Genomic DNA, 15,067 nt, shown 5'->3' with positions numbered 1-15,067 from the left:
ACGACGCCGTTTTCTTGGCTTGCGTCCCGGCTTTCACGCCTTGAAATACGCGATCTGCGTTGTCGTCGCGAGCAGGCGGCCGGAGGGTGACCACAGCTCGCCATGCTGGTCCTGATAGCTGCGGTTGAAGATCTTGGCATCGGCCGTTGCGAGCACGTGCGTGATGTCCTCGGCCGCGAGCTCGTCCCGGCTGACGTGGAAATAGGTCGTCAGCGACACCGTGCCGAACGGCACCAGCTCGCCGCGGGCGTGGAAGACGCGGCCGAAGAAGGCGTCCGACATCGACAGCAGCGACAGGCAGTCGAGCTTGCGCGGCTTGCGGTCGGAGATCCAGAGCCGGGAATAGCTGCTGTGCGGCTCACCCGACGACGATGCGCCAAATGCCGGACGGCCCTCGATGAAGCGGAAATCGTACTGCTTGGTCCAGGACATGTTCGTGTCGGGATGACGCTTGACCTGGTCGAACGGCGGCGCCTCGGGCTTTGTGGCCGGCTGGTGCGACCAGGACGGCCGGCGCTCGGCGAACACGACGGTGGCGAGCGTCGCCGCGTCAGAGTCGCCCTGACTCAGCTCGACGCACCAATGTTGCGAGGAGCGGTTCGCTTTCACCAACCGCACGTCGAGATCGAACGGCCCTTCCGCGATCGGCGCGCAATAGTTCACCGTCACCGCCAGCGGATCGCCCTGGATTTGCGGGTGCTGGATCAACGCGCGCAGTACGGTCGCCGCCGTGACGCCGCCAAACGGGCCGACGAAAGCCCAGTAATCCGGGCTGGTCCGCCCCTGCCAGCGGCTGTCGCCGGCAGTGACCCGGGTCGCCTCGTCGAACAAGTGAACTGGCGGTTCGGTCATGCATTCCTCCCGACGGTCATCGTATGATGGCCGTCAGGTGAAAAGCAATCGAAGGCCTTTGCAATGACGTCATGGGTCATTGATGAAGGCGGGAGGGAAGGGCCCTTCACGCCCGCTGCGCTTGCACCGGCGCCATCACCGGGCCGACCGGCACGTTCCAGATGTCGTCGGCATATTCGCGGATGGTGCGGTCGGAGGAGAACCACGCCATGCGCGCGACGTTCAGGATCGAGGCGCGGGTCCAGGCCGGCACGGTCTGCCAGCGTGCATCGATGCCGCGCTGGGCCTCGTAGTAGGAATCGAAATCGGCCGAGACCATATAGTGGTCGAGATGGCGCAGCGCATGCGCGATCGGCTCGAACCGGCCGGGCTCGTCCGGCGAGAACGCGCCGGTCGCGATCGCATCGATCGCGCGCGCCAGCCGCGGTGACCGGTGGATCACGTCGGACGCGTCCAGCCCCTGCTTGCGGCGGAGCATGACCTCGTCGGCCTCCATGCCGAAGATCGCGATGTTGTCGGCGCCGACATTGTCGCGGATCTCGATATTGGCGCCGTCCAGCGTGCCGATGGTAAGGGCGCCGTTCAGCGCCAGCTTCATGTTGCCGGTGCCGGAAGCCTCCATGCCGGCGGTCGAGATCTGCTCAGACAGGTCGGCCGCGGGAATGATCGTTTCCGCCAGGCTGACATTGTAGTCGGCCATGAACACGACCTTCAGCTTGCCGCCGATCGCGGGATCGTTGTTGACGGTGTCGGCGACGTCGTTGATCAGCTTGATGATCAGCTTGGCGTAGCGGTAGCTCGCCGCCGCCTTGCCGGCAAAGATTTTCACCCGCGGCACCCAGTCGCGTTGTGGGTCGTCCTTCATGTCCTGATATAGCGCGACGGCTTCGAGGATGTTCAAGAGCTGGCGCTTGTATTCGTGAATGCGCTTGATCTGCACGTCGAACAGCGCGCCCGGATCGAGACGCACGTTCATGCGCTCGACGATCAGACGCGTCAGCAGCACCTTGTTGTGATGCTTCACCGCGCGGAACTTCTGGTGGAAGCTGGCGTCGGCAACGTAGCTCTCGAGGCTCGACAGCAGCGTCGGATCGTCGACGACGGCGTCGCCGCAGGCCTCGCGCAAGAGGTTCGTCAGCTTGGGATTGGCCAGGGTCAGCCAGCGGCGGAAGGTGATGCCGTTGGTCTTGTTGGTGATGCGGCCGGGATAGAGATGATTGAGATCGTGGAACACGGTCTCCTTCATCAGGTCGGAATGCATCGCCGAGACGCCGTTGATGCGGTGCGAGCCGACGAAGGCGAGCTGGCCCATGCGCACGCGACGGCCGCTCTTCTCGTCGATCAGGGACACCGAGGCGCGGTAGTCGATGTCACCCGGTGCGCGCTGCTCGGCGAGCGCGAGATGCTGCGCATTGATGTGGTAGATGATCTCGAGATGCCGCGGCAGCAGCCGCTCGAACAGCTCGACCGGCCAGGTCTCGAGCGCCTCCGGCAGCAGCGTGTGGTTGGTGTAGGACAAGGTCGCGATGGTGATCTTCCAGGCCTCGTCCCAGCGGAAATTGTGCAGGTCGACCAGGATCCGCATCAGCTCGGCCACGGCGAGCGAAGGATGCGTGTCGTTGAGCTGCACGGCGGCCTTCTGCGCCAGGCTGCGCAGCTGGCCGTCGGAGCCGAGATGGCGCTTGACGAGATCCTGCAGCGAAGCCGAGACGAAGAAATATTCCTGGCGCAGCCGCAGCTCGCGTCCTGCCGGGCTCTCGTCGTTCGGATAGAGGAACTTGCAGATCGCCTCGGCGCGCGCTTCTTCTGCTGAGGCGCCGAGATAGTCGCCGGAGTTGAAGACGTCGAGCTTCAGCGGGTCGGGCGAGCGGGCCGACCACAGCCTGAGCGCATTCACATGCTGGCCGCGCCAGCCGACGATCGGGGTGTCATAGGCGACCGCCTGCACGGTCTCGCCGGGGTGCCAGATCGCGCGGTCGCGGCCCTTGTCGTCGACATGCTCGACGCCGCCGCCGAAATGGACGTGATAGACCACCTCTGGGCGCTGGAATTCCCAGGGATTGCCGAACGACAGCCAGACGTCGGGATATTCGTGCTGCCAGCCGTCGACGATCACCTGGCGGAACAGGCCGAAATCATAGCGGATACCGTAGCCGATCGCCGGGATCTGCAAGGTCGCCATGCTCTCCATGAAGCAGGCCGCGAGGCGGCCGAGGCCGCCATTGCCGAGCGCGGCGTCCGGCTCGCATTTGCGCAGGTCCATCAGGCCGACGCCGAGATCGCCGAGCGCGGTCTCGAACACCTTCATCAGGCCCATGTTGTTGAGCGCGTCGCTGAACAGGCGGCCGATCAGGAATTCGAGGCTGAGATAATAGACGCGCTTGCGGCCGGCGTCGTAGCTCTCCTTGTCCGCGGTCAGCCAGCGATGCACGATGCGGTCGCGCAAGGTCAGCGCCGCGGCGTGGTACCAGTCCTGCTGCGTCGCCTGGCTCGCTTCCTTGCCGATGGCGAGGCGAAGCTTGGCCAGGATGTCGCTCTTGATCTCCGCGACCGCCAATTCGTCGACGGGCTGGCCGGTGCTTACGAAGCTGCGCTGGGACGGCTGATCTGTCACCTTGGAAACCTGTGATGCTACGAGGAACCGGTAAAAGCATACGATGGTTGCGCGCGGTCCGAAACCCGGGGAAAGGCTGGTCCGCACAGCTAGGTGATGGAAAATGATGCAAAAACGGGGCCGGAGTTCCGGGGGCGGAACACGCTGGCGGCTGGTTGCATATGCGGTGATGTTGAAAGGACTCTCCACATCGTCATCCCGGCGAAAGCCGGGATCCAGACTCACCGGCCGAGGATGAGGCCCGACAAGTCACTCCAATCGGGGTTGTCCCTTTCAATCAGCTCGACCTTCCAGTCGCGGTGCCAGTTCTTGAGCTGCTTCTCGCGAGCGATCGCCTCGATCGGAGTTGGAAAGCTCTCGACGTGAACCAGGCGAAAAACCTTGTACCTGCTGACGAACTTGGCGCCTCGCCCGGCACGGTGGTCTTCGAGGCGCCTTCTGACATCATTGGTGATGCCGATGTACAGCGTGCCATGATGCCCGCTGGCAAGAATGTAGACCGTCCATGCGGCCTGGGTGCTCATCGGTCCGTGCAAACCAAAGGGCTGCTGCGGTGGCTCTGGGTCCCGGCTCGGGGGCCGGGACGACGATAAATCAGCACTTCCTTTTTTCGCAAGAACAAATTAAGAACAATTCAGCAGGCGATCGATTATCCTGATTGCGATTCGATCCGCCCCAGACAAACCGGCATCAGTGCATCCCGCGAGGACACCCATGTCCCATATCGCCTTCGATCCCCTGGCCCTGACCCGCATTGCCGATTTCGCGCGCAGCCTGACGCGGCTGCACAAGACGGCGCGGCGGCGGGCCGTCGACGACGACCAGATCGACCGCGCTTTCAACGCGGTGTGCATGTCGGTCTGGGGCTACACCATCGACGACATTTCCGACGACCTGTTCTCGGCCACCGACCACACCTTCCTCGATGGCCTCGACGAGGCGCGAGCGCGCATCTTCGCCGCGGAGCAGGGCTATGACCTGGTCGACGACGAGGGCATGCTGACCGATTGGTGGGGCTTCTGCTGGATGATCCTGGCCGAGAAGCGCGGCCTGCTGACGCCGGACAACCGCGCCGCAGCCCGCGCGGCGATCGAGGAGAAATATCTGGAAGCGCCGAACGTCATCGGCGTGATCGTCGCGCGCTAGCCCTGGCCGTCAGTCCCGGCGGACAGTGCGCGCTCAAGCTCCAGAGGTCGCTGTGCCGAGCCGGCCTGCACCGACGCCGGCGCTGCGACTTGGCGCAGCGCGTGTTCAATTCACATCCGCCTGCTTCAGCCGGCTTGCGGCGGGCTTTGGCGCGATGCTCAGGGGCGGCGGTGCGGTGCCGACATTGACGTCCGCCGGCAGAGCCATGGCCTGCGCGTCTGCGCCGACCATGTCGGCGCGCACCGGCGCGACCTTCATCTCGCTCAGCTTGGCCCGCATGTCCGAGTTGAGCCCGGGATAGGACGCGACCGGCTTGAAGTCGGCCGGCTGGCCGCCGCTGCCGCGCGCGCCGGAATAGGCCACCAGCCCGTCGGCCGTGGCGACGACGTCCCCCTGGCGCAGCGAGGTGTCGAGCGACAGATCGACCGGCGCCAGCCCGGCCGGATCGCGGCCGTTGCAGGTGCAGTCGGCGCGCAGCGCCTGGCGATAGGCGAACGCGTTCTCGCTGTCGGCATAGCGTTCCCCGTTCGCCGCCGTGGCGTAGTCGATGTTGGAGCCGAAATAGATCTTGGTCGCACTGGCCGGGCAGAACGCCTGGCACATCTGCGCCGGCGAGGCGAGGCCGCGCGCCAGCGGAAAATAGCGGCCGTCGCAGGTGCGCACGCAGAACGCTGCCCCCGATCCGCCGCTCGCGGCGCGCGGCTGGGCGGGGGCCTGCGGGTTGGTGCCGAACGGATCGGCGAAGAGGCCGCCTTGCGCCGCCGGCCGCTGCGATTGCGGCTTGTTGAAGCCGCCGAACAGGAAGTCGAACAGGCCCTGGGCCGACGCCATCCGCGGCGCCAGCGCGCCGGCCGCGACGAGGCCGACCGTCGCCGCGACAGCGACGTGGCGGGACCTCCGCCGAAACGACAACACGCTACGCAACGCCCGCTCCATCGCCAGGATCTTCACCGCAAAGCCACGCCGTGACGCGGCAACCCGCGTCGTTCGATCATGTGCGATCGAACGCGCCTTGCCCAAGGCATGGCGCCATCAGCTTTGCGGTAACCTTAACGGGCGTTGGTAAATGAGCGGTATGCGCGGGCGGCGAATTGCGCCGCGCGCCAAGCGCCTCAGAGGAATTCGTGCGCCTTGAAGAGCGCCTGGAACGGCAGGCCGGCCTGGGCGAAGGTCTCGGCGGCGCCTTCCTCGCGGTCGACCATCGTGAACACCAGCGTCACCTCGGCGCCGGCCTCGCGCAGGGTTTCCACGGCCTTCATCGCCGAGCCGCCGGTGGTGGTGACGTCCTCGACCACGACGATGCGCTTGCCGGCCAGGGTCTCGTCGCGGGTTAGGCCCTCGATCGCGAGCCTGGCGCCATGCTCCTTCGGCTTCTTGCGGACGAAGAAGGCCGCGATCGGATGGCCCTTGATCCAGGAGATCTGGGCGATCGCGCCGGCGAGCGGCACCGCGCCCATCTCCAGGCCGCCGATATAATCGAAGCCCTCGTCCTTCAGCGCCTCATAGGTGAGCTCGGCGAGCAAGGTGGCGCCCTCCGGGTCCATCATGGTCGGCTTCAGGTTGAAATAGAAATCGCTCTTGCGGCCGGAGGCCAGCGTGACCTCGCCACGGCCGAACGAGCGCCTGCGGATGATCTCGAGGAGGCGGGCGCGGGAGGCGGATTTGGACACGGCGTTTTCCCCTGAGGGTGGATTCTTGGGTGGCGCAATCTATCGGGGGCGGGCGGCGGAGACCAGCCGCCACGATGTCCCATCAACAACGGTACGTTTGAAGCCGGATGCAGTTTCGAGCTAATGGGAGCCCGCGACCAAGCAAGGACGATTGGGAAGGATGCCCCGCATGACGATCGAGCTGTACACCTGGAACACCCCGAACGGGCGCAAAATCTCGGTCGCGCTGGAGGAGATGGGGCTGCGATACCGCGTCGTTCCGGTCGACATCACCAAGGGCGCCCAGATGGCGCCGGAGTTCCTGGCGATCAGCCCCAACAACAAGATTCCCGCCATCGTGGATCCGGACGGCCCCGACGGCAAGCCGGTCAGCGTGTTCGAATCCGGCGCCATCCTGCTCTATCTGGCTGAGAAGACCGGGCAGTTCCTGCCGAGATCCCTCGCCGAGCGGATTCCGGTCTATGAATGGCTGATGTGGCAGATGGGCGGCTTCGGCCCGATGCCCGGCCAGGTGCACCATTTCATCGCGCTGACCAACGAGCAGGACCGCGCCTACGGCCTCAAGCGCTACATGGCCGAGACGGTCCGGCTCTATGGCGTGCTCGACCGCCGGCTGGCGCAGCAAGAGTTCGTCGCCGGCGCGCTCTCGATCGCCGACTTCGCCATCCTCGGCTGGGCCTGGCGCCACCCGCGCCACAAGGTCGATCTGGCCGACTTTCCCCACGTCGAGCGCTGGTACGATACCCTGATGGCCCGCCCCGCCGTGAAGCGCGGCATGGAGGCGAAGCTGGACTGAGAAGCTCATCGGCCGTTCTTTGCCGACGATGACTTCCGAGATCTTTCCGCACGCGCGGTGCCCCCTCTCCCGCTCTCGTCCGCCTTTGCCGGGAGGCTTCGGCGGACAAGGCGGGGGAGCCGATGCAAATCACCCCCGCCGCGCCTCCAGCGCCATGCGCACCGCAAGTCCCGCGAGCACCGTGCCCATCAGATAGCGCTGCACCAGCGCCCAACTCGGCCGTGTCGCCAGGAACAGGGCAATCGATCCCGCCGCCATGGCGATCATGGCGTTGACGCTGACGCTGATCACGATCTGGATCGCGCCGAGCACCACCGACTGCGTCAGCACGCCGCCAACAGCGGGATCGATGAACTGCGGCAGCAGCGCCAGATACAGCATCGCGATCTTCGGGTTCAGCAGGTTGGTGACGAGCCCCATCAGGAACAGCCGGCGCGGGCTGTCGATGGCGAGCGTCCTCACCTGGAAGGGCGAGCGTCCGCCCGGCTTCACCGCCTGCCACGCCAGATAGAGCAGGTAGGCAGCGCCGGCGAGGCGCAGCGCGTCATAGGCGAACGGCACGGCAAACAGCAGCGCCGTGATGCCGAACGCCGCCGCCAGCATGTAGACCAGAAAGCCGACGGCAACGCCGCCGAGCGAGACCAGGCCGGCGGCGTGGCCCTGCGTGATCGAGCGCGAGATCAGATAGATCATGTTCGGCCCTGGTGTCAGCACCATGCCGAGCGAGACGAGGGCGAAGGCGAGCAGGGAGGATGTGTGCGGCATGACTGGTTCGATGATCGGGATCTCTGCCGCTGCTTTAGCGCGGACGATCACGCATCGTCATCCGGTCAATTGCACCGAGAGCAATCAGCCCGCCGCCGGCGGCGTCATGTTCAATGCAGGGGCGCGCCGGCTGGAGCGGTCGAACACACCGGCGATGCTCAACGCCAGCAGGACCAGCAGAATGGCCGCCGCGAGCGGCACGGAGTGCACGATCATGGCGAGCAGGCAGGCTCCCAGCGCGATCACGAGGCCGATCTCCAGCGGCGGGATCGGCTCGCCGGCGTCGCTCCGCGCCTTCCAGTGGATCGCAATCCCCGCCGCCACCATCGGCATGTCATAGATCATCGCATAGGGCGTGGCGATGATGCTGCCGACCGCGACCAGCGCGATCGCCTGCTCCGTCATGCCGCGTCGCCAGGCATCCCAGACCATCACGACGATGGAGCAGGACAACAGGAGCTGAACCAGGTAGCCGATCGGCGGCGGCGCGCCGAGCGCGTGCAAGCCAGCGATGACCGTCGGCATCATGTGATCGAGGCTGGCCTGGTTGGCCTGCAATTGCGCCTGATAGCTCGGAAACTTCACGATCCATTCGAGCCAGATCCACGGATCGAGTGCAGCGCTGGTGACGACCGCGACGATCACGGTCGTGGCGATGGCCGAGAGGATGGCGCGCCAGTTGCGTGACGCCAGCAGCACGACCGGCATCAGCAGCACGAATTGCGGCTTGTAGGCGAGCAGGCCGAGCAGGGCGCCGGCAATGATGGGATGGCTCGCGAGCAGTCGCAGTCCGCCGATCAGCAAGGCCGCCGACAGGAAACCGTTCTGGCCGGTGATCGCGTTGATGAGCGTGGCTGGCGCCGCGAGCAGCGCCAGAGAGCTTAACGAGCGCCAATCGCGCCCCAGCGTCGCCAAGCCATAAAGCGCGAAGGTGACCGAGATCCAGCAGACATAGGCTACCGGCAGCGCCAGCATGCCCAGGGGTATCAGCACCAGCAGGAAGGTCGGCGGATAGGGATAGGGAAAGCCGCCGCCGCCCAGCGTCGGATCCAGCGTCTGCTGATAGCGCGCGAGCGCAACCGGATCGTAGATGCTGGCGCCGGACAGCGCGGCAAATCTGCCGAACGACCATAGCCCGAAGAAGTCGCCAAACGCCGGCTGCGGCGACGACAGCGCCCAGCCGACGAGATAGGCGCCGTTGTAGAGCACGAGTGCGATCAGCAGGATCAGCATCGCGCGCCGGTCGCGCGTCTTGGGGTGAGCTGCGGATGAGGTCGCGGTCATGGAGCTCTTCGTTCGCGCCCTCGGCGCAGTCGTGGCATGGGGATGATCGGAGCTGTCAGCGATCGCTCGCGTGCGGTGCCTCTCCAACCTTGCCAGGGTGCGCTGCACGCCGTGTTACCGTCCGTCCATCCGGCCAGGCGCGATCTCATCGTGCCTAACGAGGGGTAAAATCGCCGCGTTCCGAGTGACCGTGGACAGGGGACGGGGTCATCGCTCCGCATCGGGCAACGCGCTCGTCAAGATTTATATTGCTACTTTTCCGAAGTCGTGCTCTATTCAGCGCATCCCGTCCTCATGCAGAGGGGCGTACGCGTCGTCACGATACGTTGAGGCGGGGAGCGGTGGCCGTGGGCCTGTCAGGTGCTGATGCACTGGACGATTGGCAGCTCGCGGACGTTCAAGCCGTGTGGTCCTGGCGCCCCGAAGCTGGCGCCAAGCCTGCGTGACATCACGTGTCGCGCTGGTGACGGGGGCAAACAAGCCGGTCCCCGGGGAGAGCTCGGAGCAGACGTTAAGCCCATCGCGCAGGGAGGGCCGGGTCTGTCCGGCTGGACCTGTGGTACCTGCCGCCTGCATTCTTTTGAGCAGGCGGGCCACGGGCCTCAGCCGAGGCCCGGCCTTCCCTGCGCCCTTTGCAAAATTCAGAGGGCGAACGACATGCATCCCTCGAGCAAATCATGCTGCGAGAAGGCTGAGGCATGTCTACGCCTCGCGTTGTAGCCAATGATCATCGTATCGGGGAGCATCAAACGGATGCGTATGAGGGCTGCGTTGCGAGGCACACTGCCCACCCTCCCCCTCCAGGGGAGGGTGGCATCTCGCTCGTGGACGGATTTCGGCGCTCGCGATGACGAAGCAGAGATCACCGCGATCAGCTCAATGCGCCTCGTCCCAATTGTCGGCGGCCCGCGCATCGACGTGCAGCGGCACCGAGAGCAGCACGGCGGGGAAGGGGGCGTCCTGCATGACGTGCTGCACCACCGGCAAGGTCGCGGCGACCTCGTCGTCCGGCACCTCGAAGATCAGTTCGTCATGCACCTGCAGCAGCATCTGAGCCGACAGCTTCTTTTGCGCCAGGGCCTCCTCGACGCGGGTCATGGCGCGCCGGATGATGTCGGCTGCGGTGCCCTGCAGCCGCGCGTTGATCGCGGCGCGCTCGTTGAAGGCGCGCACCGAGGCGTTCGATGCCTTGATCTCCGGGTAATGGCACTTGCGGCCGAACAGCGTGACGACATAGCCGTGCTTGCGGCAGAACTCCTTGGTCGCGTCCATGTAGTCGCGAATGCCGGGGAAGCGCTCGAAATAGCGCTTGATGTAGGCCGAGGCCTCCTCGCGGGCGATGCCGAGCTGGTTGGCGAGGCCGAACGCGGAGATGCCGTAGATGATGCCGAAATTGATCGCCTTGGCGCGGCGGCGGACTTCGCTCGGCATGTCCTTGATCGGCACGCCGAACATTTCGGACGCCGTCATCGCGTGAATGTCGAGCCCGTCCTTGAACGCCTGCTTCAGCACCGGGATGTCCGCGATCTCCGCCAACAGCCGCAACTCGATCTGCGAGTAGTCGGCCGACACCAGCTTATGGCCCGGCGTCGCGATGAAGGCGCGGCGGATCTTGCGGCCATCTTCGGTCCGGACTGGGATGTTCTGCAGGTTCGGCTCGTTCGACGACAGCCGCCCCGTCGTGGTCGCCGCCAGCGCGTAGGTGGTGTGCACGCGATGCGTCTGCGGGTTGACATAGGTCGGCAGCGCATCGGTATAGGTCGATTTCAGCTTCGAGACCTGGCGCCATTCCAGGATCTTGCGCGCGAACTCGTTGCCTTGCTCGGCGAGGTCGTCGAGAATCGATGCGGACGTCGACCAGGCGCCGGTCTTGGTCTTGGTGCCACCCGAAAGGCCCATCTTGCCGAACAGGATGTCGCCGATCTGCTTGGGGCTGCCGACATTGATCGGCTCGCCGGCCAGCTCCTGCAGCTCGGCCTCGACCCTAGCGGCAGTCTGGGCGAAATCGCCGGACAGACGCGACAGCACCTGGCGGTCGATCGAGATGCCGCGCCGCTCCATGCGCGCGAGCACCGGCACCAGCGGCCGCTCCAAGGTCTCGTAGACGGCGGTCATGCGCTCGGCCGTGAGGCGCGGCTTCAGCACGCGCCAGACGCGATGAATGACATCGGCCGCTTCGGCCGAATGCGCCGCGGCCCGGTCGATCGCGACCTGCTCGAACGTCAGCTTGTTCTTGCCGCTGCCGATCAGCTCGCTTTCGCCGAGCACGGCGTGGCCGAGCACGTGCTCGGCCAGAGACTCGAGCTTGTGCGAGCCGCGCCCGGCATCGAGCGCGTAGCTCATCAGCTGGATGTCGTCGACATTCGCCAGCGTGATGCCGTGCTGCGCCAGCAGCACGGCGATGAACTTGATGTTGTAGCCGATCTTGAGCAGCCCTGTGGATTCGAGGACCGGCTTCAGCGCGGCGAGCGCATCGCTCTCCTTGATTTGGTCCGGCGCGAGCCCGGCATCGAACAGGCCGCCGCCATCGCCGGCCTGGCGATGTGCCAGCGGGATGTAGCAGGCCTCATTCGGCGCAAGTGCCAGGGCGATGCCGCACAAGCTAGCCTGCATCGGATCGATCGAGCTGGCCTTGACCTCGAGAGTGACGCGGCCGAAGTCATGGATGCGCGCGAGCCAGGTGTTCAACTCTGGGAGGCTACGCAGCGTCTGGTACTTGTCGCGATCGATCCGCCCGCTCTTCGCCGCCTCCGCCCTGGATTCCGCGAGGCTCGCCGGCGTGCCCTTGCTCATCGCCGACTTGTCGGTACGCGGATCACCGGTGCGAGGGCTCCCTCCCCCCTTGTGGGGGAGGGCTGGGGAGAGGGGTGCTGCGGAGGCACCGTTGGTGGGGTGCCCCCCTCCCTGACCCTCCCCCACAAGGGGGGAGGGAACGGAGGCAGCAGTGCCCGCACCACTCTTCAACTGCTCATCCGCCGACACGTCGGCGGGATCGATGTGCGAATACTCTGCGACGCGGCGCGTCAGCGTCGTGAACTCCATCGCCTTCAGGAACGCGATCAGCTTGCGCGGATCCGGCTCGTGCACCGCGAGGTCGTCGAGCGGCACCTCGAGCGCGACCTTGTCGTCGAGCAGCACCAGTTGGCGCGAGATCCGCGCCTTCTCGGCGTTCTCGATCAGCGCCTCGCGCCGCTTCGGCTGCTTGATCTCGCCCGCGCGCGTCAGCAGCCCTTCGAGATCGCCATAGTCGGTGATCAGCTGCGCGGCGGTCTTGATGCCGATGCCGGGCACGCCCGGTACGTTGTCGGTGGAATCGCCGGCCAGCGCCTGCACCTCGACCACCTTCTCCGGCGGCACGCCGAACTTCTCGATGACTTCGGCGATGCCGATGCGGCGGTCCTTCATCGTGTCGTACATCGTGACGCAGTCGTTGACGAGCTGCATCAAATCCTTGTCGGAGGACACGATGGTGGTGGTGGCGCCGCGCTCGCAGGCAAGCCGCGCATAGGTCGCGATCAAATCGTCGGCCTCGTAGCCGGCCTGCTCCAGGCAGGGCAGCTCGAAGGCGCGGACCGCCTCGCGGATCAGCGCGAATTGGGGGATCAGATCGTCGGGCGCCGGCGGCCGGTGCGCCTTGTAGTCGGCATAGATCTTGTTGCGGAACGTGACCTCGGACTTGTCGAACACGATGGCCAGATGCGTGGGACGGTCAGTCTCGGGCATGTCGCGCAGCAGCTTCCACAGCATGTTGCAGAAGCCGAGCACGGCATTGACCTGCAGCCCGTCGGACTTGCGGTTGAGTGGCGGCAGCGCGTGATAGGCGCGGAAGATGTAGGACGAGCCGTCGACCAGGAACACATGGTCGCCCTTGGCCGCGCCCTTGGCGGCGGCAGGCGCGGGAGCGGCGGGCGTGGCGGCGGCTTTCTGGGGAGCTTTGGGCATGGCCGCAATGTAGGGATTTTCGCTCGCATTGACAGCCGTGACGACGCCATGCGCACCGGATTTTTCCGCCCCTCAGTCCGGTCGGACGCAGCGGGTCAGGAACTCCATGACGGCGCGAATGAGGGGCGTGCGCCTGAGGTCGCGATGAACGATGAGCCAGATGTCCCTGCTGATGGCAGCGCCGGCTTCGAAGCGGGTGAGGTCGGGATCATGATCGCCGAGAAAATGCGGCAGGGCGGCGAGCCCCAGCCCTGCGCGCGCCGCTGCGGCCTGGCTCTCGAGATCGCTGCTCCGAAACACGATCGTGCGCTGCCCGGCGACCGCCTTCAGCCATTGCTGCTGGGGTGCCGAGTCCATGCTGGCATCATAGGCGATGAATCCGAGCGCATGCTGCGGCGTCTCCTTGAGATAGTGCGGCGCGCCGTAGAGGTTGAAGCCGAAGCGGCCGATCTTGCGTGCGATCAGGCCGGGCTCGTCGGGACGCGACAGTCGCAGAGCGATGTCGGCTTCCCGTCGGTTGAGCGAGGCGCTGCGCTTCTCGCCGATCAGCTTGATGATGATGGCGGGATGTCGTCGGTGCAGCTCGACCAGCCGTGGCGCGATCAGCCTGTTGGCGAGCGTCGGCGGCGCGCTGACCGAGACCTCACCGGCCAGACCGGGACGCGATGCGACCACGGCGCGCTCGATCGCGAACGCGGCCTGCTCCATCGGGCCGGCGGCCGCGGCGAGGCGGCGGCCGTCCTCGGTCAGCTCATAGGCCCGCGCTCGGCGATCGACCAGCTTCAGCCCGGTGGCCCGTTCCAGGGCCGCGATCCGGCGGGCCACCGTGACATGATCGACGCCGAGACCACGTGCGGCGGCCGACAGCGTGCCCTCGCGGGCCAGGGTCACGAAGTGGTGAAGGTCGGTCCAGTCGATCCGCATGTTCGAATATTCACAATAGGGGAGCCAAATTGGGCAATTCCGCAGAATGCCAACGCTGACCACACTGTCCGGATCAAGGCAAGATGTGTGGAGACGGGCATGGTTGCTATCGTTCGACTGAAGTCACCCGGTGGCGCGGAGAATCTGGTGCTGGAGAATGTTGAGCTGCCGGCGCCGGGCGCCAACGAGATCCGGCTGCGCCACACCGCGATCGGCGTGAACTTCATCGATATCTATCAGCGCAGCGGCCTCTATCCGCTGCCCGATGGAATTCCTGGCGTCGAAGGGGCGGGGATCGTGACGGCGAAAGGCGCCGACGTGACAGAGTTGTCCGTCGGCGACCGCGTCGCCTATGCCGGCGCCCCGGTCGGCGCCTATGCCTCGGAGCGAAATCTGCCCGCCTGGCGCGCGATGCCGCTGCCCGACGCCGTGTCTGAAGCGAGCGCTGCGTCGACCTTGCTGAAAGGCATCACCGCGGCGATGCTGCTCAATCGTACCTATGCCGTCGGAGCCGGAACGACGCTGTTGGTGCACAGTGCCGCCGGCGGGCTCGGCCAGGTGCTGACGCGACTGGCTCGGCTGCGCGGCGCGACCGTCATCGGCACGGTGAGCTCGGAGGCCAAGGCGGAGCTCGCGCGTGCCGCTGGCGCGCGCCATCTGATCGTCGGCCGGGATGCTGACTTTGTCGATGCCGTGAAGCGATTGACCGACGGGCGCGGCGTCGATGTCGCCTATGATGGCGTCGGCGGCAAGACACTTGCGCAAACGCTCGCCTGCGTCAGGCCGTTCGGGACGGTCGCCAGCATCGGTCAGTCCGGCGGTCCAATTCCAAGCCTTGCCGTCGAGGAGCTGGGGCCGCGCCGCAGCCTGTCGCTGGCACGCCCGAGCGTGATGGCCCATGTCAACGATGTCGCCGACTATCGCAGGGATGCAGCGACGGTTCTCGCCGCGCTCGCCGATGGCGACCTCGTCGGCCACGGCACCGCGTATCCGCTGGCGCGGGTCGTCGAGGCCCATATCGATCTGGAGAGCGGCCGCAGCCGTGGCGCGCTGCTTCTGGTGCCCTGACGGTGA

General features: G+C 66.1%; 12 protein-coding genes. 3 read left to right on the top strand and 9 right to left on the bottom strand.

What is annotated here, in order from left to right; genetic code table 11:
* Nucleotides 1-33: 33 nt before the first annotated feature.
* The 3 genes from QW868_RS26250 to QW868_RS26240 all read right to left on the bottom strand — a co-directional run bounded on the left by QW868_RS26250 (nucleotide 34) and on the right by QW868_RS26240 (nucleotide 3,990).
* Nucleotides 34-852, bottom strand: a complete 819-nt coding sequence (locus QW868_RS26250) for a thioesterase family protein (RefSeq protein WP_316231882.1) — start codon at nucleotides 850-852, stop codon at nucleotides 34-36.
* A 106-nt stretch (nucleotides 853-958) separates the two neighbouring features.
* Nucleotides 959-3,466 (bottom strand): glycogen/starch/alpha-glucan phosphorylase, encoded by a 2,508-nt coding sequence (locus QW868_RS26245; protein WP_315812557.1) that lies wholly within the window; start codon nucleotides 3,464-3,466, stop codon nucleotides 959-961.
* Nucleotides 3,467-3,687: 221 nt separating this feature from the next.
* Entirely contained in the window at nucleotides 3,688-3,990 is a 303-nt protein-coding gene (locus QW868_RS26240) for a GIY-YIG nuclease family protein (RefSeq protein WP_315812556.1), read from the bottom strand.
* Between the two features lie 190 nt (nucleotides 3,991-4,180).
* Between QW868_RS26240 and QW868_RS26235 the strand changes: the two genes are divergently transcribed.
* Nucleotides 4,181-4,612 carry a hypothetical protein gene (locus QW868_RS26235; RefSeq protein WP_315734982.1) on the top strand — a complete coding sequence of 144 codons (432 nt, stop codon included), beginning with the start codon at nucleotides 4,181-4,183 and terminating at the stop codon, nucleotides 4,610-4,612.
* Nucleotides 4,613-4,717: 105 nt separating this feature from the next.
* On the opposite strand, the gene QW868_RS26230 is transcribed toward QW868_RS26235, so the two are convergent.
* Both QW868_RS26230 and pyrE read right to left on the bottom strand, forming a co-directional pair.
* Entirely contained in the window at nucleotides 4,718-5,536 is an 819-nt protein-coding gene (locus tag QW868_RS26230) for a DUF2865 domain-containing protein (RefSeq protein ID WP_316231900.1), read from the bottom strand.
* 188 nt (nucleotides 5,537-5,724) lie between these two features.
* Nucleotides 5,725-6,282, bottom strand: coding sequence for an orotate phosphoribosyltransferase (pyrE, locus tag QW868_RS26225; protein ID WP_315734978.1), 558 nt, complete (start codon nucleotides 6,280-6,282; stop codon nucleotides 5,725-5,727).
* A gap of 169 nt (nucleotides 6,283-6,451) precedes the next feature.
* Between pyrE and QW868_RS26220 the strand changes: the two genes are divergently transcribed.
* A complete protein-coding gene (locus tag QW868_RS26220) occupies nucleotides 6,452-7,078 on the top strand; it encodes a glutathione S-transferase family protein (RefSeq protein WP_315753834.1) in 627 nt (208 codons plus the stop codon).
* Nucleotides 7,079-7,207: 129 nt separating this feature from the next.
* Here the strand turns inward: QW868_RS26220 and QW868_RS26215 are convergent, their stop codons facing one another.
* From QW868_RS26215 to QW868_RS26200, 4 genes are all read right to left on the bottom strand, one after another.
* On the bottom strand, nucleotides 7,208-7,843 hold the full coding sequence (locus QW868_RS26215) for a LysE family translocator (RefSeq protein ID WP_315783931.1): 636 nt from the start codon (nucleotides 7,841-7,843) through the stop codon (nucleotides 7,208-7,210).
* A gap of 84 nt (nucleotides 7,844-7,927) precedes the next feature.
* Nucleotides 7,928-9,127, bottom strand: a complete 1,200-nt coding sequence (locus QW868_RS26210; RefSeq protein WP_316231881.1) for a glycosyltransferase family 87 protein — start codon at nucleotides 9,125-9,127, stop codon at nucleotides 7,928-7,930.
* Nucleotides 9,128-10,003: 876 nt separating this feature from the next.
* Complete coding sequence (gene polA, locus QW868_RS26205) at nucleotides 10,004-13,069, bottom strand: DNA polymerase I (protein ID WP_316231880.1); 3,066 nt, start codon at nucleotides 13,067-13,069, stop codon at nucleotides 10,004-10,006.
* A gap of 72 nt (nucleotides 13,070-13,141) precedes the next feature.
* A complete protein-coding gene (locus QW868_RS26200; protein ID WP_316231879.1) occupies nucleotides 13,142-13,993 on the bottom strand; it encodes a LysR family transcriptional regulator in 852 nt (283 codons plus the stop codon).
* A gap of 99 nt (nucleotides 13,994-14,092) precedes the next feature.
* On the opposite strand from QW868_RS26200, the gene QW868_RS26195 reads away from it, so the two are divergent.
* On the top strand, nucleotides 14,093-15,061 hold the full coding sequence (locus QW868_RS26195; protein ID WP_316231878.1) for a quinone oxidoreductase: 969 nt from the start codon (nucleotides 14,093-14,095) through the stop codon (nucleotides 15,059-15,061).
* Nucleotides 15,062-15,067 lie beyond the last annotated feature (6 nt).

This window comes from Bradyrhizobium sp. SZCCHNR1051, assembly GCF_032489615.1.
GTDB lineage: Bacteria > Pseudomonadota > Alphaproteobacteria > Rhizobiales > Xanthobacteraceae > Bradyrhizobium.
The sequence above is the reverse complement of the archived record's forward strand: the minus strand, read 5'-3'. Positions and strand labels throughout refer to the sequence as shown.

Bases quoted from the DNA above. Each gene is read 5' to 3' on its own strand.
- QW868_RS26250 (WP_316231882.1), bottom strand. From the start codon at position 852: ATGACCGAACCGCCAGTTCACTTGTTCGACGAGGCGACCCGGGTCACT.
- polA (WP_316231880.1), bottom strand. From the start codon at position 13,069: ATGCCCAAAGCTCCCCAGAAAGCCGCCGCCACGCCCGCCGCTCCCGCG.
- QW868_RS26200 (WP_316231879.1), bottom strand. From the start codon at position 13,993: ATGCGGATCGACTGGACCGACCTTCACCACTTCGTGACCCTGGCCCGC.
- QW868_RS26220 (WP_315753834.1), top strand. From the start codon at position 6,452: ATGACGATCGAGCTGTACACCTGGAACACCCCGAACGGGCGCAAAATC.
- QW868_RS26235 (WP_315734982.1), top strand. From the start codon at position 4,181: ATGTCCCATATCGCCTTCGATCCCCTGGCCCTGACCCGCATTGCCGAT.
- QW868_RS26210 (WP_316231881.1), bottom strand. From the start codon at position 9,127: ATGACCGCGACCTCATCCGCAGCTCACCCCAAGACGCGCGACCGGCGC.
- QW868_RS26195 (WP_316231878.1), top strand. From the start codon at position 14,093: ATGGTTGCTATCGTTCGACTGAAGTCACCCGGTGGCGCGGAGAATCTG.
- QW868_RS26240 (WP_315812556.1), bottom strand. From the start codon at position 3,990: ATGAGCACCCAGGCCGCATGGACGGTCTACATTCTTGCCAGCGGGCAT.
- QW868_RS26215 (WP_315783931.1), bottom strand. From the start codon at position 7,843: ATGCCGCACACATCCTCCCTGCTCGCCTTCGCCCTCGTCTCGCTCGGC.